The 24,613-nt window shown below is 43.7% G+C and carries 20 protein-coding genes and 2 pseudogenes; 8 read left to right on the top strand and 14 right to left on the bottom strand.

The genetic code is table 11. The annotated features are described in order from the left end of the window. Nucleotides 1–60 precede the first annotated feature (60 nt). Nucleotides 61–1,833, bottom strand: a complete 1,773-nt coding sequence (gene aspS, locus N5P32_RS03860; RefSeq protein ID WP_265727859.1) for an aspartate--tRNA ligase — start codon at nt 1,831–1,833, stop codon at nt 61–63. A gap of 191 nt (nt 1,834–2,024) precedes the next feature. Beyond that, a complete protein-coding gene (locus N5P32_RS03855; RefSeq protein ID WP_265727858.1) occupies nt 2,025–2,510 on the bottom strand; it encodes a transcription elongation factor GreAB in 486 nt (161 codons plus the stop codon). 173 nt (nt 2,511–2,683) lie between these two features. Here N5P32_RS03855 and N5P32_RS03850 point away from each other — a divergent pair, with 173 nt between their 5' ends. Both N5P32_RS03850 and N5P32_RS03845 read left to right on the top strand, forming a co-directional pair. Beyond that, nucleotides 2,684–3,124, top strand: a complete 441-nt coding sequence (locus tag N5P32_RS03850; protein WP_265727857.1) for a MarR family winged helix-turn-helix transcriptional regulator — start codon at nt 2,684–2,686, stop codon at nt 3,122–3,124. 16 nt (nt 3,125–3,140) lie between these two features. Then, nucleotides 3,141–3,881: a siderophore-interacting protein gene (locus N5P32_RS03845; RefSeq protein ID WP_265727856.1), complete on the top strand. Its 741-nt coding sequence runs from the start codon at nt 3,141–3,143 to the stop codon at nt 3,879–3,881. Between the two features lie 64 nt (nt 3,882–3,945). On the opposite strand, the gene cysN is transcribed toward N5P32_RS03845, so the two are convergent. The 4 genes from cysN to N5P32_RS03825 form a co-directional block, all read right to left on the bottom strand. Then, the gene (cysN, locus tag N5P32_RS03840) at nt 3,946–5,559 is read right to left on the bottom strand and encodes a sulfate adenylyltransferase subunit CysN (protein ID WP_265727855.1); all 1,614 of its coding nucleotides are present in this window, start codon (nt 5,557–5,559) and stop codon (nt 3,946–3,948) included. 18 nt (nt 5,560–5,577) lie between these two features. Further along, nucleotides 5,578–6,483, bottom strand: coding sequence for a sulfate adenylyltransferase subunit CysD (gene cysD, locus N5P32_RS03835; RefSeq protein ID WP_265727854.1), 906 nt, complete (start codon nt 6,481–6,483; stop codon nt 5,578–5,580). A gap of 205 nt (nt 6,484–6,688) precedes the next feature. Continuing rightward, on the bottom strand, nt 6,689–7,030 hold the full coding sequence (locus N5P32_RS03830; protein ID WP_265727853.1) for a hypothetical protein: 342 nt from the start codon (nt 7,028–7,030) through the stop codon (nt 6,689–6,691). A gap of 119 nt (nt 7,031–7,149) precedes the next feature. After that, nucleotides 7,150–7,608, bottom strand: a complete 459-nt coding sequence (locus N5P32_RS03825; protein ID WP_265727852.1) for a hypothetical protein — start codon at nt 7,606–7,608, stop codon at nt 7,150–7,152. Nucleotides 7,609–7,766: 158 nt separating this feature from the next. Between N5P32_RS03825 and N5P32_RS03820 the strand changes: the two genes are divergently transcribed. Continuing rightward, complete coding sequence (locus N5P32_RS03820) at nt 7,767–8,351, top strand: superoxide dismutase (RefSeq protein WP_265727851.1); 585 nt, start codon at nt 7,767–7,769, stop codon at nt 8,349–8,351. A 46-nt stretch (nt 8,352–8,397) separates the two neighbouring features. Here N5P32_RS03820 and N5P32_RS03815 read toward each other — a convergent pair whose 3' ends face one another. Beyond that, entirely contained in the window at nt 8,398–8,844 is a 447-nt protein-coding gene (locus N5P32_RS03815) for a tellurite resistance TerB family protein (RefSeq protein WP_265727850.1), read from the bottom strand. After that, the gene (locus tag N5P32_RS03810; RefSeq protein WP_265727849.1) at nt 8,838–9,296 is read right to left on the bottom strand and encodes a DUF6942 family protein; all 459 of its coding nucleotides are present in this window, start codon (nt 9,294–9,296) and stop codon (nt 8,838–8,840) included. Before N5P32_RS03810 ends, N5P32_RS03815 begins: the two co-directional genes overlap by 7 nt. 168 nt (nt 9,297–9,464) lie before the next feature. Between N5P32_RS03810 and N5P32_RS03805 the strand changes: the two genes are divergently transcribed. The 4 genes from N5P32_RS03805 to N5P32_RS03790 all read left to right on the top strand — a co-directional run bounded on the left by N5P32_RS03805 (nt 9,465) and on the right by N5P32_RS03790 (nt 12,675). Next, nucleotides 9,465–9,863, top strand: coding sequence for a YeeE/YedE family protein (locus N5P32_RS03805; protein ID WP_265727848.1), 399 nt, complete (start codon nt 9,465–9,467; stop codon nt 9,861–9,863). Between the two features lie 9 nt (nt 9,864–9,872). After that, entirely contained in the window at nt 9,873–10,292 is a 420-nt protein-coding gene (locus tag N5P32_RS03800) for a DUF6691 family protein (protein WP_265727847.1), read from the top strand. 264 nt (nt 10,293–10,556) lie between these two features. Beyond that, nucleotides 10,557–11,723: a type III PLP-dependent enzyme gene (locus N5P32_RS03795; RefSeq protein ID WP_265727846.1), complete on the top strand. Its 1,167-nt coding sequence runs from the start codon at nt 10,557–10,559 to the stop codon at nt 11,721–11,723. Between the two features lie 115 nt (nt 11,724–11,838). After that, nucleotides 11,839–12,675 (top strand): MOSC domain-containing protein, encoded by an 837-nt coding sequence (locus N5P32_RS03790; protein ID WP_265727845.1) that lies wholly within the window; start codon nt 11,839–11,841, stop codon nt 12,673–12,675. Between the two features lie 88 nt (nt 12,676–12,763). Here the strand turns inward: N5P32_RS03790 and N5P32_RS03785 are convergent, their stop codons facing one another. Continuing rightward, on the bottom strand, nt 12,764–14,350 hold the full coding sequence (locus N5P32_RS03785) for an ABC-F family ATPase (RefSeq protein WP_265727844.1): 1,587 nt from the start codon (nt 14,348–14,350) through the stop codon (nt 12,764–12,766). 287 nt (nt 14,351–14,637) lie between these two features. Between N5P32_RS03785 and N5P32_RS03780 the strand changes: the two genes are divergently transcribed. Then, nucleotides 14,638–15,132, top strand: a complete 495-nt coding sequence (locus N5P32_RS03780; RefSeq protein WP_265727843.1) for a Crp/Fnr family transcriptional regulator — start codon at nt 14,638–14,640, stop codon at nt 15,130–15,132. A 45-nt stretch (nt 15,133–15,177) separates the two neighbouring features. Here N5P32_RS03780 and N5P32_RS03775 read toward each other — a convergent pair whose 3' ends face one another. The 5 genes and pseudogenes from N5P32_RS03775 to pepN all read right to left on the bottom strand — a co-directional run bounded on the left by N5P32_RS03775 (nt 15,178) and on the right by pepN (nt 24,603). Next, the gene (locus N5P32_RS03775) at nt 15,178–15,531 is read right to left on the bottom strand and encodes a RidA family protein (protein WP_265727842.1); all 354 of its coding nucleotides are present in this window, start codon (nt 15,529–15,531) and stop codon (nt 15,178–15,180) included. Between the two features lie 82 nt (nt 15,532–15,613). Continuing rightward, nucleotides 15,614–16,222, bottom strand: a complete 609-nt coding sequence (gene cobO, locus N5P32_RS03770) for a cob(I)yrinic acid a,c-diamide adenosyltransferase (RefSeq protein ID WP_265727841.1) — start codon at nt 16,220–16,222, stop codon at nt 15,614–15,616. A gap of 75 nt (nt 16,223–16,297) precedes the next feature. Continuing rightward, nucleotides 16,298–20,033: pseudogene (gene metH, locus N5P32_RS03765) on the bottom strand (methionine synthase). Between the two features lie 160 nt (nt 20,034–20,193). After that, complete coding sequence (locus tag N5P32_RS03760; protein WP_265727840.1) at nt 20,194–21,795, bottom strand: coiled-coil domain-containing protein; 1,602 nt, start codon at nt 21,793–21,795, stop codon at nt 20,194–20,196. Between the two features lie 175 nt (nt 21,796–21,970). Then, nucleotides 21,971–24,603, bottom strand: a pseudogene (gene pepN / locus N5P32_RS03755) (aminopeptidase N). Nucleotides 24,604–24,613: the final 10 nt, after the last annotated feature.

The raw sequence follows: 24,613 nt of genomic DNA, 5'->3' as shown, positions 1-24,613 counted from the left end.
ACGTATTTCTTTCAATTCAGTAGCACAACTTACTGTTTTAAAATAAGTTAAAGTGAAACATTAAGATTCAACTACTGGCTTGCGGACACGAATACTCAATTCTTTCAATTGCTTCTCGCTCACTTCACCAGGCGCTTGAGTCAATAAACAAGTAGCGCTCTGCGTTTTAGGGAAAGCGATAACGTCACGAATGGAGCTAGAACCCGTCATCAACATCACTAGACGATCAAGACCGAACGCCAAACCACCATGTGGCGGCGCTCCGAATTTCAAAGCGTCCAATAAGAAACCAAATTTCTCTTCTTGCTCTTCTTTACTGATATTAAGCAATTCAAAAACCGTCTCTTGCATCGAAGATTGGTGAATACGGATAGAACCGCCACCCAACTCTGTACCATTAAGAACCATGTCATATGCTTGCGACAAGGCATTCAATGGGTCAGCTTTTAAGTCTTCAGGTGAACAAGACGGCGCAGTAAACGGATGGTGAATAGCAGTGATGCCGCCATCTGACGTCTCTTCAAACATTGGAAAATCTACTACCCACAATGGTGCCCACTTACAAGTGTAAAGATCTAAATCTTCACCTAATTTGCAACGAAGTGCACCAAGCGCCTCATTTACCACTTTGGCAGAGTCAGCACCAAAGAAAATCAGATCACCGTCTTCTGCCTCTAAACGCTCAAGCAATGCTGCTCGAACCTCAACAGGCAAGAACTTAACAATCGGTGATTGCAATCCTTCTTCAAGGTTAGATTTGTCATTCACCTTAATATAAGCCAATCCTTTTGCACCATAAATGCTGACAAACTTGGTATAGTCATCAATCTGCTTACGGGTAAGAGCATTACCACCAGGCACCTTAAGAGCGGCAACACGGCCTTTTGGATCTGTTGCAGGGCCAGAAAACACCTTAAAGTCAACATCAGCCATCAAGTCAGACACCGTCACAATAGTTAACGGAATACGTAAGTCTGGTTTATCACTACCGTAGGTTTCCATGGCTTCTGAATACGGCATACGAGGGAAAGTGCCCAAGTCAATGTTCATAAGCTCTTTAAACAAACCGACAATCATGTCTTCTGTCATGGCCATGATTTCTTGTTCGCTCATGAAAGACGTTTCGATGTCCACTTGAGTAAATTCTGGCTGACGGTCTGCACGCAAATCTTCGTCACGGAAACATTTTGCGATTTGGTAATAACGGTCAAAGCCCGACACCATCAGCAATTGTTTAAATAGTTGTGGTGACTGTGGTAACGCAAAAAAGCTACCTTGCTGCGTGCGGCTTGGCACCAAGTAATCACGAGCACCTTCAGGGGTTGCACGAGTAAGAATAGGCGTTTCTATATCCAAAAAGCCGTTATCATCAAGGTAACGACGTAAAACCGAGGTTACTTTTGAGCGAAAACGCATTTTCTGCTGAATTTCAGGGCGACGTAAATCGATGAAGCGGTTTTTCAAGCGAACGTCTTCACCTACGGATTGGTGCTCATCAAGCTGAAACGGTGGCGTTTTAGCTGCGTTTAAGATCTCAAGCTCTGTACCCAAGACCTCGATTTCACCTGTATTCATGTTTGGATTAACCGTACCTTCAGGACGAGCACGAACCAAACCTTTCAACTTAACGACAAACTCATTACGAACACTATCTGCAAGCGCAAAACTTTCTGCACGATCTGGGTCGAAAACAACCTGGGTAATACCTTCGCGATCACGAACGTCTAAGAAAATAACGCCACCGTGATCTCGACGACGATGAACCCAACCGCATAAGGTAATTTCTTGTGAAATGTTAGAAGCATTTAACTCGCCGCAATAATGGCTGCGCATAATTTCTTTCCTATTACTTTCTCAGTAAGAGATTGATGTGTTCTTAGGGTGTTTTCCATTTAGTTGCTAATGTTTATGTGTTTTTAAACACCAAATAGAAGAAACGAATATTTTAAGGCAAAGCATTATATGCGAACAAAGAGCGACTCTCTAGAGGCTGACCTAAATTTGTCTCACTCAGTAGTGGGCAATCACTCAATATTAATGATTTCATAGGGCAACTTTACACCACCTTGCAATAGGTCGACACTGTCACCTACGGATTTGCCCGTTAACAATTTCCCGACAGGACTGGATAGGGTAACAAGATAAAGCGGCTTATCATCAACCTCCAATGACAGCCCGCCGGCGCAGGGCGAGATAAAATAGTATTTTTCGCTTTCGCTGTCGCCCACCCGACTAAGTGTCACCAAGCACCACAAACCAACAAGGTCGTCACCGAACAAAACCGCTTGTTTCTTTTCAAAAAGCTGCCAATCCGCTTGACACTCAAGAACCCTTTGAGATTGACCATGGGCTAAATAAGACGCTTCCAGACCAAAAGTGTCGTACTTGTTCTCCGCAACACTTTCCTCGTTTATTGCCGCGTCATGGGCTTGTTTAGCCGCCCACTTTGCTGTTTCAAAGCGTTGTAAAAGCGCTAATGTGATGGCGTCATGCGCCTTGGTTTTATCCATAGTTAAGCTAACCTTGTCTGAATACGCCATTTTAACCCGTCTCATTTCTAATAAAAGCCACGACCAATACTTTTTTTAGACGTCATATTTGCACAATTCCTAAGTTGACAATATCAACTTAGGAATTGTATATTGATAACCATTCTCATAAATATTTTAAATTGGTTCACAATATGAACACTCTTTTCGGAGACTCATTGCACACCCTAATGCACAGTTATCGCAACCAGCTGCGCGAATCTGCAGTTGCTGCAGGCATTTCTATTCCTGTTAGTCACATTCGCACCCTTAAATGCATCAGTAAAATTCATAATTGCAGCGCAAAAGACATTGCGAACAAACTGTCACTGGATAAATCGCAAGTCACTAGAACATTAAAAGAATTAGTAAATGAAGGTTATGTGGACAAAAAAAGAAGCCCATGTAATCACAGAACCCAACTTCTGACGCTAACCCAAACTGGCAACGAACTATTAAATGACTTAATCGCTTTGGATCAAGCCACAGTACAAAACATGACTCAAAACCTATCACAACAACAGATTGAAGACTTTATTCGCATTGCAGAGACGATGGTAAGCAATCTATCACCCTCTGGCATTAGTAATAAATAAAATTAAGGATTCCAAAATGAGCAGACCACAACCACGAGAACTCGTTGTCATTCGCAAGCAAAACATCACACCTAATATGTTACGAATTACATTAGGTGGCGAGAATATACAAACCATCCCTGAAGATCAGGAAAGCGGCTACGTTAAATTAATCTTCCCCAAAGAAGGACAAAAACCGCTGTTTCGCACCTATACAATTAGACACCAAAGAGCCGACGAAATTGATATCGACTTTGTTCTTCATGATGACGCAGGTCCAGCGTCTTCTTGGGCAAAACAAGCTAAAGCCGATGACATTATTCTAGTCGGAGGACCAGGTCCAAAAAAATTGATCGAAGAATCAACGGATTGGCATATATTGGTCGGAGACATGACAGCCTTGCCTGCAATAAGCGTTAACCTTGAAAAGTTACCGACACATGCAAAAGGGTATGCCGTAATTGAAGTCACATCAAAGGAGGATATCCAGCCTTTAAAACACCCTTCATGGATCAAACTAAAATGGGTGGTTAATCCACACCCAGGAGAGAACAGCCACGCGCTTTTGGATGAGGTAAAATCACTCGCATGGCTACCTGGAAGTGTGTCTGCCTGGGTTGCTTGCGAGTTCAGCGCGATGAAAACACTGAGAAACTTTTTCAAAAACGACGTTAAACTAGAGAAAGATAACTTTTACATCTCAAGCTATTGGAAATTAGGCATTAACGAAGATCAGCACAAAGAAGTGAAACGAGAGGATACAGAACTTTCACTCTAATAAGGGCGATAAAAACAAAAAACCAGCTTCAAAATGAAGCTGGTTTTTTTACACTAATACAGCATTAAAGCTGTATGCTTTCCACAATGAGTTCCACCACGCTTTCCAGTGTCGTTTCAGCGATGTGTGAATCAGCAATGTTTGCATCACCGATCAAAAATGCGACGCCAGTTTGGCGAACCAAGGCAGCCTCAGCCGCTGTTGAATCGACCTTAACTAACGCAACCACGCCTTGGCGAAGCAACAATCTTTCAAGCGCAGCACTTTGCGCCAGCACGCTTTGCTCTAAAGCAATGACAGCTGGTTTTTGACCAAGTCGAGCGGCACGATCTTCTGCACTCACTACAGCATCTTGATCAAGTTCAGCAACCGCTTCCTCAACCATGCCAGCACCAACTGTTACGTTGGTTAATCGGTCAATAATGATCAGCGCACCAGTAAAGCGGCTATCCGTGTATTCATCAAATGCAACAGGCGCATCCAGCTGAATAACAGCATCACCAATGCCGTTTAATTCCAATTCGTCAATGTTACTCTCTTCAAGAGTATTGACATCAACACGGTGATTGAAGTGATGAACTTTACCCGGAACCGTTTGCGTCCCAATTTTAAAATCATATAGCTTACCAGGAACCAATGGTTGGTCAGCCATCCATACAATCGAAGAGCGCAATGTCGCAGCAATCAATGGCTCTTGTCCAATATGAGAAAGCATATCGCCACGGCTAATATCGATCTCATCTTCAAGCGTAATAGTAACAGCTTGTCCAGCTTTAGCTGTTTCAAGGTCACCATCAAATGTGACAATTCGCTCTACCGCTGACGTCTTACCGGAAGGCAAAGCCACCACTTTATCGCCTGGCTTAACCGCACCAGCAGCGATAGTCCCTGAGAAACCGCGAAAATCAAGATTGGGTCTGTTCACATACTGGACAGGAAAACGGAAAGAATCGCGCTTTACATCACGATTAATTTGTACCGTTTCCAAAATTGACATCAATGGACCACCTTTATACCACGGCGTACTTTCGGAAGCATTCACGACGTTGTCACCACGAAGGGCAGACATAGGCACAAAATGAATATCCGCAGGCTTGCGATCACCAAGCTGGTCAACGAACGTTAAATAGTCGTCTTTAATTTGGTTGAATTTGTCTTCAGAAAACGCTACCAAATCCATTTTATTAATAGCAACCACGACATGCTTAATGCCTAACAACGAAGCAATATAGCTATGGCGACGTGTTTGTGTTTGCACACCATAACGCGCATCGATCAGTATAATTGCCAAGTCACAAGTGGATGCACCGGTTGCCATGTTGCGCGTGTATTGCTCATGCCCAGGTGTGTCTGCAATGATGAATTTACGCTTTTCTGTAGAAAAATAACGGTAAGCAACATCTATTGTAATGCCCTGCTCGCGCTCAGCTTGCAAGCCATCAACTAACAATGCTAAGTCAACTTCTTCACCTTGTGTGCCAGACTTTTTACTGTCACGTTTAACCGCATCAAGGTGATCTTCATAAATAAGTTTCGAATCGTGAAGCAGACGACCAATTAGTGTACTTTTACCGTCGTCGACATTACCGCAAGTAAGAAGGCGCAATAAGTCTTTTTCTTCATGTTGTTTTAGGTAGCCAAGTATGTCTTGGCTGATCAATTCTGACTGGTGAGACATTCTTTCTTTACTCCAAACTTAGAAATAGCCTTGTTTCTTCTTCTCTTCCATTGACCCTGATGAATCATGGTCAATCATGCGCCCTTGGCGTTCTGAACTTCTTGTCAGTAACATTTCTTGAATAATCTCAGGCAAAGAAGCGGCTTCCGACTCAACCGCACCTGTCAATGGATAGCACCCAAGAGTACGGAAGCGAACAGATTTCATTTCAGGCACTTCGCCGTTCAACGGCATGCGATCGTCATCAACCATGATCAATGTTCCATCACGCTCTACAACTGGACGCTTAGCAGAAAAATAAAGAGGAACAATTGGAATACTTTCTAAATAAATGTATTGCCAAATATCCAACTCTGTCCAATTAGACAATGGGAAAACACGGATACTTTCACCCTTGTTTACTTTGCCATTATAGATATTCCACAATTCAGGACGCTGATTTTTTGGATCCCAGCGGTGCTGTTTATCACGGAAAGAGTAGACACGTTCTTTTGCACGGGATTTTTCTTCATCACGGCGAGCACCACCAAATGCGGCATCAAATCCGTATTTGTCTAAAGCTTGTTTAAGGCCTTGGGTTTTCATCACATCAGTATGCTTAGAGCTGCCGTGTGTGAAAGGACCAATACCCTGCTCGATGCCTTCTTGGTTTTGGTGGACAATCAGTTCTAATCCAAGTTTTGCAACCATTTCGTCGCGAAACTTGATCATTTCTTTGAACTTCCAGCCCGTATCCACGTGCATTAAAGGAAACGGCGGTTTACCAGGGTAAAATGCTTTCATGGCAAGATGCAGCATAACTGCAGAGTCTTTACCAATGGAATAAAGCATTACAGGATTGTCAAATTCAGCGGCCACTTCACGAATAATATGAATACTTTCGGCTTCTAGCTGTTTTAGGTGAGTTAGTCTTGCCTCTGTCATAATTTCCCATCTCTATATATCAGGATTCAGCATTTTCCAAACTATAACATGCCTTAAAGTTATAAAAACAATCTTAAGTAGATTTTAGTGGAATATGCATATTAAAAAAGCCTTATTAATAAAACCTATATAAGACTTTTGAGTCGCTGCAGAAACGCCGGACATAAAAAAAGCCGATCAATCGGCTTTTTTTATTGCTGTCTATTTATTCACTACCCAGTTGCTGTTCAAGCATGAGCTGGTTAATCTGCTTACGCAAACGAATGATCTCTGCATTGACTTGTACTCTAAAAGTATCGCTAGAGTCGATGGCTTCTTGGTGCTTCGTCAGAGTGTCTTTTACCGATGACAAGTCGGCTGAGCTTGCTGATGTTGCCTGCTTCTCTACTGCCGACACCTTTTGCTGTAGTGCGGATAGATTTTGCAAAATTTGCTCTAAACTGATTGCTTGCGCTTCGTTTTGCCCAGCTTGAGCAGCAATACGTTTCTCAGCAGCCACTATTTTCTGACTCTGGCCTTCTTGTGATGCTGAAACCGCCTTGACCACGCTGTCAATTGTTGCAACAGCAGGGACTAACTTGTTGTAGCCAGCTTCTACATCACTAAAGGCGTCTGCTTGAATCGCAATACGCTTAGATTGTGTGGAGACAGTTTCCCTTAATGTGGCTAATTTTTTTGCAAATCATCAATGGCCGCTTCATTACTTGAAATAGACTTTCTATTCGTATCATAAGCGACGCCCCACAACTTACGAATTTCACTGTCGTGTTTATTCAGCGTTTCTTCGAGCGTTTCCCCTTGCTTATTTGCGGATACATCTGCGGCAAGTAATTGATGGTCTAAGTTTTGAATCTCACTCTTAGCGCCATAAAGCTCATTACGTAACTGCATATTTTGCTGCCACAGCCAATAACCCGCCCCAGATGACGCGAGTAGTAAAAGAATAAGCAAAATATAAATCCCAACAAGACTGGTCTTTTTATGCACAACATTAGGAGCATGTACAGGTCTAGTTGGAGAAGGATTAGAATGCCCTTTAGGTGTGACTGCACTGGGTCTTCTTTCGCTGACTTCATCTTGATCCAGAGTCAGGCTTGGGATCTCAACATCATCGTCTCTTCGCATGGAAATCTTATATAGTCGTTATTAACAGAAATTATGGAAATTCATTCTAGAACAAACCTAAATAATATTATCTTAAGCTGTTCGGTGCTACTATATAAGCACCATTAACTGCTTGATAACAAGCATTTTTCGTTAATTAAAAGCAAGGAGAATTGAAAATGGCTTTTGAATTACCCGCTCTTCCTTATGCTAAAGATGCACTAGAGCCTCACATGTCTGTTGAGACGCTTGAATACCACCACGGTAAGCATCACAACACTTATGTTGTAAAATTGAACGGTTTGGTTCCTGGATCTGAATACGAAAATAAAACGCTTGAAGAGATCATCACCTCTGCACCAGCGGGTCCTGTTTTCAACAATGCAGCTCAAATTTGGAACCACACATTTTTCTGGAACAGCCTAAGCCCTAATGGCGGCGGCGAGCCAACTGGCGCACTAGCGGATGCTATCAATGCGAAATGGGGTTCTTTCGCAGAATTCCAAGCCGCCTTTGATGACAAAGCGGTAAACAACTTTGGCTCTAGCTGGACATGGTTGGTGAAAAACGCAGACGGTTCTCTAGAGATCGTTAACACTAGCAATGCAGCCACTCCAATGACAAATGGTCAAACAGCGATCATCACTGTCGATCTTTGGGAGCATGCTTATTACATTGATTACCGCAATGTACGTCCTGATTACCTAAAAGGTTTTTGGGCGTTGGCTAACTGGGAATTTGCAGCAGCAAACTTCGCAGCCTAATACGACATTGCAGCTATAAAAAATGCGGCCCTTGAGCCGCATTTTTTTATGCATTGTTAGTCAGTTCTTTTTGAGCCGCTATTTTTGCATGAATGAATTCAGAGTGAGGCATAAAAAGTAATTCGCTGATTCGCCTAATACGATGATCTTCGTACGAATCAATATCGCCATCTGCTAAAGCAACGTGCCACAACCCCTTTAACAACAGGAATTTTTGCTCAATTGACGCTACGTCATTAATCACTTTTGTAAATTGATAAAGGTCATTAGCCTGATCCACACCAGAACGAGCATCCAAATAAAGCTCATCAATACCTTCATCCAGTCCGCTCAAGGATCGCAAGTACTCTTTCACTTTTATCTCTTCTTTAGGATCAATCTCATGGTCAGCAAGCATTACTTCCATCAACAAAGCGGCAATGGCCTTTTGATAAGATATGGTTTCACCGCTCTCAACCGGCACACTAAACAAACGCTTTAAGGTATTTAACATTTCGACTCCAATATACACGCCCGAAGTTCACTAATCAGGCTGTTGGGAAATTGACGGTAATCTAGGTATGGGCACCAAACATAAGGGTGGGAGACGTAAGCAATCTGCTTATACCCCACTTTCACCGCCTGTTTTTTTATAGGCAAATCCGCTTCAAATGTTTTACCAACAATAAAAACAGTTTGCTCACAGTCATGAATTTGATCCACAGAAAAAGCAATACCGACCCAATCCAATAAACAGTCATCGCGAACAGACTTCCAAGAAAGCAGATCTGTCGCCACCAGTTTCGCCATTATTGTAAAAATCTTGCGCCAATGATTTCCATTTAGCTCAATTAAACGAGCCACAGACACCGGCTCTGATTCTGAGCTTGGGAAAATCGGCTTATTCGGCATTAAAAAAATGCATCTTGCCTGCTGAATGGAAGCTCCTAGCCATAAATCACTCATTCTGATCTCCTTTTAACCTTAAGGATACCTCGCCTCACCGAGGATATCAGCCATCCAATGCACAAAGAGCGTGTAATTATTTAAAAATGAATAGGACTTAAAACATATATTAGACTTTACTTATAAATATACATTAGAATACCTTCATATCATCATGAGGACACACACATGGAATCACTTTTTAACCCTTTAATTGGCGGTTTGCTCATCGGCCTAACCGCAACGATCTACCTTTTGAGCACGGGAAAAGTCATTGGCATCAGCGGCATTTTGTCGCAATTGTTGTTTAACAAAGGTCGGCTATTGCCATTTTTGTTCATTGCAGGATTGATCATCGGCGGCTCGGCATATGGCACGTTAACGGAACAGACCGTCGCGTTTCCAGAAACCAGAAGCCCTTGGCTACTAATATTATCTGGCTTACTTGTAGGATACGGAACACGCCTTGGAGGAGGATGCACAAGTGGTCATGGTGTTTGCGGTATATCGCGCCTATCCCCTCGTTCTATTGTGGCCACCCTAACCTTTATGGCGGCGGCGATTATCACCGTTTCAATTTTGAATTAGGAGAAAGAGATGTTTGCAGCTATTACCTTTATTTCTGGCTTATTGTTTGGCCTCGGCCTCGCTTTTTCTGAAATGACAAACCCAGCGGTTGTGATTGGCTTCCTTAATATTTTTGGTGACTGGAACCCATCACTCATCATTGTAATGGCCAGTGCCATTGCTGTCGGCATGCTTGGTTACGCGATCAAAAACAAGAAAGTAAAGCCTTGGATAGCCAAAGAATGGCAAGTACCAAGCCTGAAGCACATTGATGCCAAGTTATTGATCGGTTCTTCACTCTTCGGTATTGGGTGGGGGCTGAGTGGGTATTGTCCGGGACCAGGCTTAACTGCTTTGGTGAACAACCCAAGCGAAGGAATGTATTTTATTGCCGCCCTCGTTATTGGTAGTGGAATACACTTTATTCAAATGCGTGTTACGCAAAAGTAACGCAAAAAAACCTAAAGAAAAAGGAGACTTTTGTGGTCTCTTTTTTTACCCCAAAATGTGAAAAAATACTTGACCCAAAGGGCCATGCGCCTTAAATTTCGCCCGCGTCATTGCTGAACATAATCCGCACCGCTTCAACTGCTGCGCTAGTCGCTTAAGGCCATCGAGCCGGATAAGTAACAGCCATAAGTAGGACGTGATAAGGTAAAGGCGTTTACTTATTTAATCGGTTTATGTTTTGCATAATTAAGGAGCTTCTCGCCCATGACTATTGACGTCAATTCTTTTTACACACCAGAACGTTTCGCACGCTTTAAAGCCTTTGCAGAAACAAAAGAAACCCCTTTTGTCGTCATCGACACGGCGATTATTGATGAAGCATACACAGAGCTGACTAAAGGCTTTCCTGTCGCTGACATTTTTTATGCTATCAAAGCAAACCCTGCACCAGAAATTTTGTCATTGCTTCGCGACCGCGGCTCAAACTTTGATGTCGCCTCCCGTTACGAACTGGACAAACTGTTTGCTATTGGCGGCATTTCTCCAGATCAAGTGAGTTATGGCAACACCATCAAAAAAGCCAAAGATGTGCGTTATTTCTATGAGAAAGGCGTTCGTATGTTTGCAACAGACTCTGAGGCGGATTTGCGCAATATTGCAAAAGCAGCCCCAGGATCTCGCGTTTACGTTCGTATTTTGACCGAAGGTACGGTCACTGCTGATTGGCCACTTTCTCGCAAATTTGGCTGCCGCCCAGACATGGCAATGGATTTACTTGTTCTTGCAAAAGAGCTTGGATTAGTTCCTTACGGAATCTCTTTCCACGTTGGCTCTCAGCAGCGCGATATCGGCGCATGGGATGCGGCCATTGCGAGCGTTAAGGTTATATTTGAGCGTCTGAAAGAAGAAGACGGAATCGTTCTCGAAATGATTAACATGGGTGGCGGCTTTCCAGCTAACTACATTGCTCGTACAAACGACCTTGCAACATACGCTGAAGAAATTACCCGTTTCTTAGAAGAAGACTTTGGATCAGATTTACCACGCATCATTCTAGAACCTGGTCGTTCACTTATTTCAAATGCGGGCGTTCTTGTCAGTGAAGTGGTTTTGATTTCTCGTAAATCACACACGGCTTTAAACCGCTGGGTGTTCACTGATGTTGGTAAATTCTCTGGTCTAATCGAAACACTAGATGAATCGATTAAGTACCCTATTCACGTGGATAAAGGCGGTGAATTAGAAGAAGTTATTATTGCGGGACCAACATGTGACAGTGCAGATATTATGTATGAAAACTACAAATATGGCCTTCCATTGAACTTGGCTATTGGGGATCGTATGTACTGGTTATCAACTGGCGCTTACACCACAACATACAGTGCGGTTGAATTCAATGGCTTCCCTCCATTGGCGTCTTACTACCTTTGATATAGATAACTCATCAATATCAACACAAGCCTCGGAGTGACACTTCCGGGGCTTTTTTATTGGCACACGCCTTAACCTAAGTAATAATGAGCGCTTGCCAATAAAAGGAACTTTCATGCCTTATTCTCTAAGTGAACTGACAATCTATCCCATTAAATCCATACAAGGGATTTCATTACAAAGCAGCGAAGTGGATTTTTCTGGTCTACTTGGTGATCGTCGCTATATGCTGGTTAACCAAAACAATCAATTCATCAGTGGGCGAGAACATCCCAATATCACCCTCATCACCGCGCGCTCCCTTGGCAACAATCAATGGCTGCTTTCTCACCCGAAAATGGCAAACAAGGTGGTATTGCATGCAGATACATTTCCAGCAGAGTTCCTGTCCGTTCAAGTTTGGGACGATGTGCTACAAGGCCAAAGAACACAAAATGACATAGATACTTGGCTGAGCGAGATAGCGGCAGAGCCCGTTAAATTGATCTATTTTGGCACCACTTCACAACGCTACACAAGCCGCAGACCAGAAACGCCCGTTGCTTTTGCTGATGGCTACCCGTTCCTTTTGACCACCCAAGCTTCTTTAGATGATCTAAACAAAACGGCTACTCGAACCATAGAAATGGCACAATTCAGACCCAATTTGGTCATAGAGGGTAATCAAGCATTTGAAGAAGACCGCTGGAAGCGCATAAAAATTGGTGAGGTTGAATTTGAAAATGTGAAGCCTTGTGTGCGCTGCATATTTACAACGCTGAACCCAAAGACCGCTGAAAGAATTGGCAAAGGTGAACCATTAAAAACGTTGGGGAAATTTCGTCTATTAGGGAAAGAAGGCGTGACATTCGGAGTCAATATGATTGCATTAAACAAAGGAAAGATAAGTACGGGTGACACAGTCGAAATTTTAGAATATCACGAAGCAGAAACCTACCTTGACAGACGCTAACACCTGCCGCTGGCGTTACAAAAAAAGGAAGACTCATAATGATGATTCTTCCTTTTTTAAAGATTGAGCAATAAGTTTGTTTCTGGCCTTATGCTTCTTGCTTAGCCAAATACTCGTCGTAGGTTCCGTGGAAGTCAACAATACCCTCGCTGGTTACCTCAACGATTCGAGTCGCCAAGGAGGATACAAACTCACGATCATGACTGACAAATATCAATGTACCTGGGTAGTTCTCAAGCGCCAAGTTTAAAGACTCAATAGACTCCATGTCCATGTGGTTAGTTGGCTCATCCATAACAAGCACATTTGGCTTTTGCAGCATCAGCTTACCAAAAAGCATACGACCCTGCTCACCACCAGACAACACTTTGACGGACTTTTTGATGTCATTCTGAGAGAATAAAAGACGCCCCAAAGTACCACGAATGACTTGCTCATCGTCGCCTTCCTGCCCCCATTGCCCCATCCACTCAATAAGATCTACGTCTTTTTCAAATTCATGGGCATGGTCCTGCGCGTAATAGCCGATATTGGCATTTTCTGACCACTTCACGTCACCTTTAGTCAATTCCGTATCGCCAACCAAACATTTTAGCAACGTCGTTTTACCGATACCGTTCGGTCCAATGACCGCAATACGCTCGCCGACTTCGACCATCATGTTCAGACCGCTAAACAGCTGCTCGTCATAAGATTTCGCCACATTTTCGATTTGAACAGCCATACGGTGCAGCTTCTTTTCTTGCTCAAAACGGATGAATGGGTTTTGACGACTAGACGGCTTCACTTCTTCTAACTGAATCTTATCGATTTGTTTTGCTCGAGAGGTGGCTTGTTTAGACTTAGAAGCGTTCGCAGAAAATCGGCTAACAAACGATTTCAGCTCATTAATTTGGGCTTTCTTCTTCGCATTATCCGACAATAGACGCTCGCGAGCCTGAGTCGCTGCCGTCATGTACTCATCATAATTACCAGAGAACAAACGCAATTCGCCATAATCCAAATCCGCCATGTTTGTGCAAACGGAGTTTAAGAAGTGACGGTCATGGGAAATAATGATCATGGTACAGTTGCGCTCAACCAACACCCCTTCCAACCAACGTATAGTGTTGATATCCAAGTTGTTGGTAGGCTCGTCTAATAACAAAATTTCTGGATCGGAAAACAAAGCTTGAGCAAGCAACACACGCAACTTTAAGCCTGGAGCGACTTCACTCATAAGTCCATAATGTTGCTCTGTAGGAATCCCCACACCCAAGAGCAGCTCACCAGCACGGGCATCGGCAGTGTAACCGTCCATTTCCGCAAACTCTGCTTCAAGGTCGCCAGCACGAAGACCATCTGCCTCGGTCATTTCTGGGTTAGCGTAAATGGCGTCTTTTTCGGATTTGATAGCCCATAGCTCAGTGTGCCCCATGATGACAGTGTCAATAACGGAATACTCTTCATAAGCAAACTGATCCTGCTTCAGCTTACCTAAACGCTCATTTGGATCTTTAGACACGTTGCCGGAGCTAGGCTCTAAATCGCCACCGAGGATCTTCATGAATGTGGACTTACCACAACCATTAGCGCCAATAAGACCGTAGCGCTTTCCTTCTCCAAACTTCACAGAGACATTTTCAAAAAGAGGTTTTGCACCAAATTGCATGGTGATGTTAGCCGTCGTTAACAAAGCATTCTTCCGTTTTTCATAAGGTAAATTTTGTTTGCTTCTTTAAAAGCAAAGATTATGGGCTACATTATCGCACAGATTGAGACAAGTCTTTAAGGAAGAAAGCGCTTATTGTAAAAAAAGCTCGAACTAACGGTTACATATAGAGTCATAAATACATAGGCAAAATACAAAACAACACGGTTATTTCGTGTTAAACACGCTAAAACTTATATTGTCGATCGACTATTTAGAAATGCGGAACACAGCCGATGACATGGAATAGATTCACATTGGCGGAGAGCGCTATGAATACCGTCTCAGCACAAACATCGCAATACAACATATCCCCTTCCCATTTAAAGGGAGGCTCCATATTTGGCGCCTTATCAGACGCTTCCATTCAGTTTTTGACCGAGCAAGGCACACTGCATGCTGTAGCAAAAGGTGAGGAAATTTTCTCTTACGGCAGTAAGGGCGATAGCTTCCATACGGTGTTGCACGGAAAATTAGACTTTTATAAACAACATGGTGACAACAAATGTAGAACGAGAACCATTGGGTTTGGTGAAGCAATTGGCTTTGTGTCTATGATTGCCTTACATGAACGTGTTGGTAGTTTGTATGCCTTAGAAGACAGCTTATTACTGGAAATATCCAGCCAACTGTTCAGTGACTTTCATGATCAATACCCGTTCGACTTCGGTATTCTACTGATGAATTTATCGCGAGATATGGCAAGAACTATACGCGTACTGAGCAATGCGCTTGTTGAAAATGATCTATTGGTAAAAAGAAATTAGTCGGCTGTCAGACAAAAAGATCAGCCGACCAGTTTGACCATGCGATTACTTTATCGCCGCTACTACAGAGATTTCGACTAAAAGCTCAGCTCTTGCTAAACGAGCTTCAACACAAGCTCTTGCTGGCGCATGACCTTCTGGAATCCAAGTATCCCAAACCGCGTTCATAGCAGTGAAGTCTTTCATGTCACGAAGATAAATAGTTGCTGACAGTATGTATGACCTGTCTGAGCCAGCTTGCTCTAGCAACACATCAACCTTTTCCAACATAGTTCGAGTTTGCTCAGTGATGTCCGTATTTGCGTCTGCCCCAACTTGACCACATAGGTAAACGGTTTCGTTATGCTTAACGATACGACTCATACGTTGACCTACTTCCATGCGTTCAATAGTTGCCATAATTACCTCTATCTATTAGGTTGAAAAACCACACTGTTTTATATTTATAAAAATGAGTTGAACACTATAAAGCCATGCACTCTTAAAACTCCAGACCTTTTTGCGCTTTTATGCCACGCTTGAAGGCATGCTTTACCTCCTTGATTTCACTGACCGTGTCCGCCAATTCAATCAAGGCCTCTGTCGCACCTCTGCCTGTAACCACCAAATGCTGCGAATCTGGGCGATTCATTAATGCAGAAACAACGCTATCTTCGTCTAAATATTCATAATGAAGCAAATAAGTCAGCTCATCGAGAACCACAAGATCAAAAGTAGCGTCCGCCAACATTGTTTGTGCCTTCGCCCACGCTTCTTCTGACGATGCGATGTCTGCTTCTCTGTTTTGTGTTTCCCAAGTAAAGCCAGACGGCATGATCTCCCACTGCACATTGTCTTGCAGCTTAAAGAAATCAATCTCGCCCGTATTCCACTCTCCTTTCAAAAACTGAACAACACCCACTTTCATGCCATGACCTAGTGCGCGGGCAACCATACCCAACGCAGAGCTAGACTTTCCTTTCCCATTACCTGTCAATAAAACAAACGTACCTTTGTCTTCTTGGGCTTTCGCTATACGTTGGTCTACATGCTTTTTAATATTTCGCATGCGTTGTAAGTGTTTTTCTGCGTCGTGAATTGCTTTTGCCATGGTCGAGCATACTCGCTAGCGTTATTAAATAAGAAGACCGCGTTACCACAACATTATGTGCTAACGCGGCCAGTTTTATATGCGATCGTCTTCAGGATCATAGCCAAGATTAGGGGCCAACCATCTCTCAGCATCATCTTTGCTCATTCCTTTACGCTCTGCATAACTGTCAACTTGATCAGGGCCAATTTTGCCAATACCAAAATACGATGCGTCTGGATGAGCAAAGTACCAACCACTAACGGCCGCGGTCGGCAGCATGGCAAAGCTTTCCGTGATTTCCATTTCAATCTTTTCTTTCACATTCAAAAGCGTCCAAAGTTTGGCTTTTTCTGTATGGTCAGGACACGCTGGATAACCAGGCGCAGGGCGAATACCTTGGTATTTTTCCTTGATGAGTTGTTCATTGGTTAAAGCTTCGGCCTCAGCGTAGCCCCAAAATTCTTTACGAACTTTTTCATGCAAATACTCGGCCGTTGCTTCGGCCAAACGATCTGCAACCGCTTTGATCATAATGGAATTGTAATCGTCATGGTCTGCTTCGTATTTTTCAACCAGTGGGTCAATACCAAAACCCGCCGCACAAGCAAAAGCCCCCATGTAATCGGCTACACCGCTTTCTTTTGGCGCGACAAAATCCGCCAAGCTATGATTGTATTTTCCCGGTGCTGTTAATTCGTTTTGAATACGAAGGAAAGACAAACGCTCTATCACCTCACTGCGTGTTTCATCAGAATAGATTTCAATGTCATCGTGATCAACTTGGTTGGCAGGAAACAAACCTACCACGGCACGCGCTTGCAAGGATTTACTTGCAATCACTTCCTCCAACATTTTCAACGCATCTTCATAGACACGCGTTGCTTCCACACCAACCACGTCATCAGTAAGGATTCGCGGATAAGCCCCTGCCAGCTCCCATGTTTGGAAAAATGGCGTCCAATCTATGTAGTCTTTAACCAAATTTAGATCGATATCGTTTTCTGTGAGTACGGTAATACCCAGTTTTTTAGGTTGTACAACATTGTCGCCTGCAAACTCAATCGGCGGCTTGTTTTGACGCGCCTTATCCAAAGACACCCGACGACCTGCTTTCGCTCGATCTTTGTAACGAATGCGGGTTTTCTCGTAATCTGCTTTGATCTCATCAACAAATTTCTGATAACGCTCTTTGTCTTTACTCAACAACGCACTGGCAACACCCACACTTCGCGAGGCATTGGTAACATGAACCACTTGATTGCGTTTATAGTTTTGCTCAATTTTCACCGCAGTATGGGCTTTTGAGGTGGTCGCGCCACCGATCATGACGGGCAAATCAAAACCTTGCCGCTCCATTTCTTTTGCTACGTGCACCATTTCATCTAACGATGGCGTGATCAAGCCAGACAGGCCGATCATGTCAGCCCCTTCTTCTTTTGCGGTGCGCAATATTTTTTCGGCAGGAACCATGACCCCAAGGTCAATGACTTCAAAGTTGTTGCATTGCAGTACAACCCCCACGATATTCTTACCGATATCGTGCACATCGCCTTTCACAGTTGCCATAACAATCTTGCCGTTACTAGACGAAGCCGTGTCCATATTGAGGCGTTTTTCTTCTTCGATAAATGGCATTAAATAAGCAACCGCTTTTTCATTACGCGCGCGGACTTAACAACTTGCGGCAAGAACATTTTACCGGAACCAAATAAATCACCGACAATTCCCATGCCATCCATCAATGGTCCTTCAATCACTTCCAACGGGCGAGCGAAAGCTTGGCGCGCTTCTTCCGTATCTTCATCAATAAATTCGGTTATCCCCTTCACAAGAGCATGACTAAGGCGCTCAGAGACGGGCAAACCTCGCCACTCTTGCGTTTCTTTTTCGGCAACCTCACCCGTTCCTGCAAATTCACCAGCAATGGCCAATAAATTGTCTGTTGCATCCGGCGTACGGTTTAACACTGCGTCTTCTACAGCATTACGAAGTTTAGGCGGTATATCTTCGTACAAGGCAAGCTGACCCGCGTTCACGATACCCATTGTCATGCCTTGCTTGATGGCGTGATACAAGAACACTGCGTGAATCGCTTCACGCACCGGGTTGTTACCACGGAAAGAGAAAGAGACGTTAGAAACACCTCCTGACACTTTGGCATAAGGCAATTCGCGAGTAATGTCGCCTGTCGCCTCGATGAAGTCCAAGGCATAACGATTGTGTTCTTCAATACCAGTGGCAATAGCAAAGATATTTGGGTCGAAAATAATGTCTTCTGGCGGGAAGCCAACTTCGTCTACCAAAATGTGGTATGAACGTCGGCATATCTCAATTTTACGAGCACGAGTATCTGCTTGACCCACTTCGTCAAACGCCATGACAATCACCGCAGCACCGTATTTCATCAGCTTGCGAGCTTGTTCTCGGAACTTGTCTTCGCCCTCTTTCATACTGATAGAGTTAACGACACCTTTACCTTGAATCCATTTCAAACCGGCTTCTAGAATTTCCCATTTAGAAGAATCCAACATGATCGGAACTCGAGAAATATCCGGCTCAGACGCAATAAGCTTGAGGAATCGCTCCATCGCGGCTTGGGAATCCAGCATGCCTTCATCCATGTTTATATCGATGATCTGGGCACCATTTTCAACCTGCTGACGCGCTACATCCAAAGCGGTATCAAAATCGCCTTCTTTAATTAGGCGTTTAAACATCGCGGATCCAGTCACGTTGGTTCTTTCACCCACGTTCACAAACAGACTATTTCCATCGATATTGAACGGTTCAAGGCCGGATAAGCGGCAGGCTTTTTCGATCTCAGGAACAACGCGTGGTGTCGCATCTGCAAAGGCTTTTGCAAAGGTTTCTATGTGTTCTGGTGCCGTTCCACAACACCCCCCAATGATATTCAAAAAGCCAGAATCAACCCAGCCTTGAATCTCCTCTAACATCTCTTCTGGTGATTCATCGTATTCACCAAAGGCATTGGGTAAACCCGCATTAGGGTGAGCAGACACATGCGTATCTGCAATACGAGAAAGCTCTTCTACATATTGACGCAGTTCTTTTGGACCCAATGCGCAGTTTAAACCAACGGAAATTGGCTTGGCGTGAGAAATTGAGTTCCAGAAGGCTTCCGTTGTTTGACCTGATAGCGTTCGACCGGAAGCGTCCGTTATGGTGCCAGAAATCATAATAGGATAACGTACGCCGGTTTTTTCGAAATAATCCAAAACCGCATAGATAGCCGCTTTGGCGTTCAAGGTGTCGAAAATGGTTTCGATCAAAAGAATGTCGACCCCCCTTTGACAAGACCATCAACGGCCGTGGTATAAGCGTCCACTAATTCATCGAAATGAATATTACGAAAACCGGGGTCATTTACATCGGGAGAGATTGTACAAGTCCGGCTGGTTGGGCCAACAGCACCCGCAACAAAACGGGGCTTGTTTGGGTTTTGTTTGGTGAATTCATCAGCGGCTTCACGAGCTAGACGAGCAGACTCAAAATTCAGCTCGTAACTGAGGTCTTCCATGTGGTAATCCAACATGGAAATGTAATTGGCATTGAACGTATTTGTTTCAATAATGTCCGCGCCAGCAGCAAGATAGCTAGAATAAATGTCTTTGATGATCTTAGGTTGGGTCAGAGAAAGTAGGTCATTGTTGCCTTTTAAGTCACTTTCCCAATGTTCAAAGCGTTCGCCGCGATAGTCTTGCTCTTCTAATTTATATCCCTGAATCATGGTGCCCATGGCGCCATCAAGAATCAATACGTTTTCTGCTAGTCGTTTCTCAATAATAGAATACGAATCGGACTTTACCACGCTCACCACCTCAAAAAAGAATATGCGAACGTACTATACCGAAAAGCAACGAATGGCGCGTTGAAAAAAAGTAATGAGGAGTTGAATGATTCGAGAAAAGCCCAATTAAGCCCTGCCCAACCAATGGCAGAACACTTAAATGGGCTTCGATACGTGTTATTTAAACGGTATTTTTCGACTTATTGACTCTGCCAATTAAAAAGCCGCCAATCAAACCCAATAAAATAGCACCGCCCCAAAAGCCATATTTTTCAAATAGATTAGTGTTAATAAGCGATAACGTTTGGCTGCCACGATAAATCTGGCGTTGAATAGGCTGACCTTGAATATTAATCTGTTGGCGAACAAAAAGATTAAGCTGGGCTTCAGGCTTTTCATTTAATCCCGCTACACGCCACCGCCATTGCAATCGACCATTTTGTACAACGGCACTTGCAATACGGTCACTCACCATCTGAATGTCACTGTCCGTTACCAATTCAGCTTGATAAGTTTGTCCGCTCAAAGAAGGCTGAACATCGGCAGACACAATGATCTCGAAATTATTATGTAAGGCAATTTCATTTGGCAACTGCCACTGGACATTGTTCAGAGTTGAACGGATCTGCGACTGAAGAGAATCCATAAATGCGCCAATGGAAATGCCTTCATTTTCTTTAGACTCCAACGTTTGTAATGTACTGCTCAACCGCGCGGTGAGTTCGTCAAGTTCCGCTTGAACAGTTTGCTGATTTTTTTCCGCGTTAAGCAACTGAACATTTAATAGCGCATTCTCTTTCTGAGCTTCTGCCAACTTTGCGTCTAGCTGCTTCCATCGAGCTTCGTAATCGGCGTTTTCATCCAGCGCGGACTCCAACTTTAGTACGTCACTCTGATATTCAGTAATGATGTTTTTTTGCTCGGCAATTTGAGCTTCTAACTTAGCCAGTGTTGAACGCAAGTTTGCATTTTCTATTTCAACATTAGGACGATTTGGTATTGCTGTCACTGCTGGGACGTCATTAATATCCGCGGTTCTATTGTCTGTCTCTAGCGACTTGGTTGACGAGTCGGTAAGCACACGAATACGATCCCACAAGATTTGGTGTTGGGCTCTTGCTTCAGACAATGCACCGCCTAAGATTAGATTCTCTTTTTTTAAAGCCGTAAGTTGCTTGCGGTACGCTTCGTTGTCCATTTCTAGGTTGGCGTATTTTTTTTGCAGGTCAGCGTTAACGTCAAGCAAATCAAAATAGCTTTGTTTAAAACCGTCATCAGACGTTGGCATGTTTTCTAACGTTGATATCTGCTGTTTAAGAGAACTATTTTCATTTTCCAGTTGAGCGATACGGCGTCGCAATAAGTCGTTATCTAGTTGCAATGCCGCATAATTTGATTCTAGGTCAGCGCGAATTTTTTTCTGCTCTTCTAGCGTTGCCAGTGTTTCTGCACTGGGAGACGCGTTTTGCAAAGAGGCAATGCGCCGATCTTTTTCATCAAGGGACAGATTCAAAGCAGCAAGCTGCTTCTGATTATCACTGAGCTTTTTCTGTAAATCATTGATAAGAACCTGATTTGCACCCTGCTCTTGATTTTGATTTTGATTTTGCGACACATTTTTTGCTGTCGTTTCATTCACAGAAATGGGCATTGTCGCGGCTGGGGGGGATTCAATGGCGTCTGTGGCAATGGAGTTGGTCGAGTCTTGACTAGAAGAAGTGCTGCAGGCGGAGAGCATCAACCCTAAGCTAATGGGCAGAAATATTCTTGTATTAGTTTTCATTTTTCGCTCCTTAATAAACTCAAGGTCGACAATAAGTTACCTCTCTTATGCCAGATTTACGCATAGATTGCAAAGATCCAGTAAAGACAAGCTTTCGCTTAATTTCAAGGAGTCAATAAAAAAGCCCCGCTGGAATCCAACGAGGCCTTAGCAAAACTTGAAATAAAGACAGTGGTTAAGCAAGACTTTTTGAGATCACCTCATAAACATCTTTGGACAAATCTTCCGCCAAAATACGTTCAAGTTCGGCTTTCATTTTTGCACTTAGTTCCGGCTGCATTTTTTCCAACGAGTCAGCGGCGTACACAATCTGGAAGCAATTTGTGGATTGCGTTTATTCAAGAGAATAATTTGATCCGCCAAGAAAGCGTAACCGCTGCCGTTTTCGTGATGAAAACCAGACACGCTTTGACCAAATCCACCCAATACAGAGCGCACTTTGTTTGGATTTTTAAGATCAAAGGCAGGATGCTCCATTAAACCTTTCACGGTTGTCAGCGCTGTTTCTTGCTCCTGGCTTGCACTCAACATTAACCACTTATTCACCACCAGCGGCTCAGCTTTCCATTGTTCATAGAAGGAAGCCAATAGAGCCTCTGCTTTTTCGTGTTGTGAATTTACGGCAATAGAAAGCGCTGCAAATTGATCCGTCATATTATTCGCTGTCTTAAATTGTGACACAACCTCTTGCTGAGCAAGCTCACTCTCTGTTTCAGCCCAGTATGACAATGCGATATTTTTTAAAGAGCGATGCGCGATGTCTTCTGCCGTCGGTTGATAGTCGCCATCCATTTTGTGCTCTCGATAAACACGCTCAAAATCCGCTGATAACGCATTTGCTAACAACGCCTTTAAATACTGGCGTGCTTGTTTAATTGCGGCTGGGTAAATTGGGTTTGCCAACTCAGACAAATACGCCTGACTTGGCAAAGCAAGAATCAAAGCCACCATAGCGGGGTCCAACGACTCGTCATTCAACAAGGCTTTAAATCCATGAACTAATTGTGAGTCGATCGATAATTCTTGCCCTTCAATCGCTTGATTAATGAGAGCGGTCAGCTCATTAACCGCTAATTGCTGCGATGCACTCCAGCGGTTAAAGCCGTCCGAATCCGATGACAGCAACAACAATAAATCTGTTGAAGAATAGTCATAACGTAATTTTACGGGCGCTGAAAAGCCACGCAACAAAGATGGCACTGGCTTCGCGCTTAAACCATGAAACTCGAATTCTTGCTCACTGGATGTCAAATGCAGGACATGATCTTCTGCTGATACACCATTCACTTCAGCCGTTAACACATTACCCTGCTCATCAAGCAAACCAACACGTACAGGAATATGAAGAGGCAGTTTAGTCGGCTGGCCAGGTGTTGCTGGGGTATCCTGCACCATGGTTAAACGGTAAGTCCCCGTCGCGGCATCAAAGCTGTCTGTCACCTTAACAATTGGTGTACCCGCTTGAGAATACCAGCGTTTAAATTGGGTTAAATCCACACCAGAAGCGTCTTGCATAGCGGCGACGAAATCATCGCATGTGACGGCTTGACCATCATGGCGATCAAAATATAAGTCAGAACCCGCACGAAACTTCTCAGCGCCTAATAGCGTATGAATCATGCGAACTATTTCAGAGCCCTTTTCATACACAGTCAACGTGTAAAAATTTGAAATCTCAATGAAGGAAGCAGGACGAACTGGGTGCGCCATAGGACCCGCGTCTTCAGCAAATTGCGCTGTCTTCAGGAAAGAAACGTCTTCCACACGTTTTACTGTCTCTGAATGCATATCGGCAGAAAAAGTTTGATCTCTGAAAACTGTGAAGCCTTCTTTCAGGCTTAATTGAAACCAGTCGCGACATGTCACGCGGTTTCCAGACCAGTTGTGGAAATATTCATGAGCAACAATCGCCTCGACACGCAAGTAGGTATCGTCTGTCGTGGTTTCTGGACTGGCGAGCAAACAAGAAGAGTTGAAAATATTCAGCCCTTTGTTTTCCATTGCGCCCATATTGAAATCATCTACGGCAACGATCATGAAAATATCCAAATCGTATTCACGGCCATAGGTTTCTTCGTCCCAACGCATAGAACGCTTTAACGCTTCCATAGCGTAATCGACTTTATCGATATTATGAGACTCTGTGAAAATTTGCAGTTTTACATCGCGTTTACTTTGCGTGGTAAAGACATCATTTTTGACTGCAAGATCGCCGGCCACCAAGGCAAACAGGTAAGCTGGTTTTGGGAATGGATCGTGCCAGACAACGACCGTTTTACCTTCATCGGTTTTTCCACGTTCAACCTCATTGCCATTAGACAGCATAACAGGATAACGTGCTTCGTCAGCGATAATGGTCGTGGTGAACACAGACATCACATCTGGACGATCTAAGTAATATGTAATATGACGAAAACCTTCCGCTTCACACTGAGTACAGAACATGGACGATGAGCGATACAAGCCTTCAAGGCGTGTGTTGTTTTGTGGCTCAATCAAGGTCTCGCAGGTCAGCAAAAATTCGTCTGCTGTGGCGGTAATAATCAGTTTATTTTCACTGACGCGATATTCTTCTGGCGGCAACGCATAGTCGTCCATGGCAACGCCGATCAACTTAACATCTTCCCCACCGTCTAGAACCAATGGCGCGGTCGATTTGCCAAAAGCTGGATTGCGGCGCATATGCAAACGGGATGTAACAATCGTTGTTGCTTCGTCTAAATCGAACGTCAGTTCTGTTTTATCAATAAGAAAAGGAGGAACTTTGTAGTCTTTTAAAAAAATCGCGGAAGGTTGACTCTCTTTCATGTGCTCTCTC

Source organism: Marinomonas pontica, assembly GCF_026191375.1.
GTDB classification, from domain to species: domain Bacteria; phylum Pseudomonadota; class Gammaproteobacteria; order Pseudomonadales; family Marinomonadaceae; genus Marinomonas; species Marinomonas pontica.
The sequence above is the reverse complement of the archived record's forward strand: the minus strand, read 5'-3'. Positions and strand labels throughout refer to the sequence as shown.

Excerpts from the sequence above, each read along its gene's own strand:
- aspS (WP_265727859.1), bottom strand. The coding sequence starts at position 1,833 with ATGCGCAGCCATTATTGCGGCGAGTTAAATGCTTCTAACATTTCACAA.
- N5P32_RS03855 (WP_265727858.1), bottom strand. The coding sequence starts at position 2,510 with ATGGATAAAACCAAGGCGCATGACGCCATCACATTAGCGCTTTTACAA.
- N5P32_RS03850 (WP_265727857.1), top strand. The coding sequence starts at position 2,684 with ATGAACACTCTTTTCGGAGACTCATTGCACACCCTAATGCACAGTTAT.
- N5P32_RS03845 (WP_265727856.1), top strand. The coding sequence starts at position 3,141 with ATGAGCAGACCACAACCACGAGAACTCGTTGTCATTCGCAAGCAAAAC.
- cysN (WP_265727855.1), bottom strand. The coding sequence starts at position 5,559 with ATGTCTCACCAGTCAGAATTGATCAGCCAAGACATACTTGGCTACCTA.
- cysD (WP_265727854.1), bottom strand. The coding sequence starts at position 6,483 with ATGACAGAGGCAAGACTAACTCACCTAAAACAGCTAGAAGCCGAAAGT.
- N5P32_RS03825 (WP_265727852.1), bottom strand. The coding sequence starts at position 7,608 with ATGCGAAGAGACGATGATGTTGAGATCCCAAGCCTGACTCTGGATCAA.
- N5P32_RS03820 (WP_265727851.1), top strand. The coding sequence starts at position 7,767 with ATGGCTTTTGAATTACCCGCTCTTCCTTATGCTAAAGATGCACTAGAG.
- N5P32_RS03815 (WP_265727850.1), bottom strand. The coding sequence starts at position 8,844 with ATGTTAAATACCTTAAAGCGTTTGTTTAGTGTGCCGGTTGAGAGCGGT.
- N5P32_RS03810 (WP_265727849.1), bottom strand. The coding sequence starts at position 9,296 with ATGAGTGATTTATGGCTAGGAGCTTCCATTCAGCAGGCAAGATGCATT.
- N5P32_RS03805 (WP_265727848.1), top strand. The coding sequence starts at position 9,465 with ATGGAATCACTTTTTAACCCTTTAATTGGCGGTTTGCTCATCGGCCTA.
- N5P32_RS03800 (WP_265727847.1), top strand. The coding sequence starts at position 9,873 with ATGTTTGCAGCTATTACCTTTATTTCTGGCTTATTGTTTGGCCTCGGC.
- N5P32_RS03795 (WP_265727846.1), top strand. The coding sequence starts at position 10,557 with ATGACTATTGACGTCAATTCTTTTTACACACCAGAACGTTTCGCACGC.
- N5P32_RS03790 (WP_265727845.1), top strand. The coding sequence starts at position 11,839 with ATGCCTTATTCTCTAAGTGAACTGACAATCTATCCCATTAAATCCATA.
- N5P32_RS03780 (WP_265727843.1), top strand. The coding sequence starts at position 14,638 with ATGAATACCGTCTCAGCACAAACATCGCAATACAACATATCCCCTTCC.
- N5P32_RS03775 (WP_265727842.1), bottom strand. The coding sequence starts at position 15,531 with ATGGCAACTATTGAACGCATGGAAGTAGGTCAACGTATGAGTCGTATC.
- cobO (WP_265727841.1), bottom strand. The coding sequence starts at position 16,222 with ATGGCAAAAGCAATTCACGACGCAGAAAAACACTTACAACGCATGCGA.
- N5P32_RS03760 (WP_265727840.1), bottom strand. The coding sequence starts at position 21,795 with ATGAAAACTAATACAAGAATATTTCTGCCCATTAGCTTAGGGTTGATG.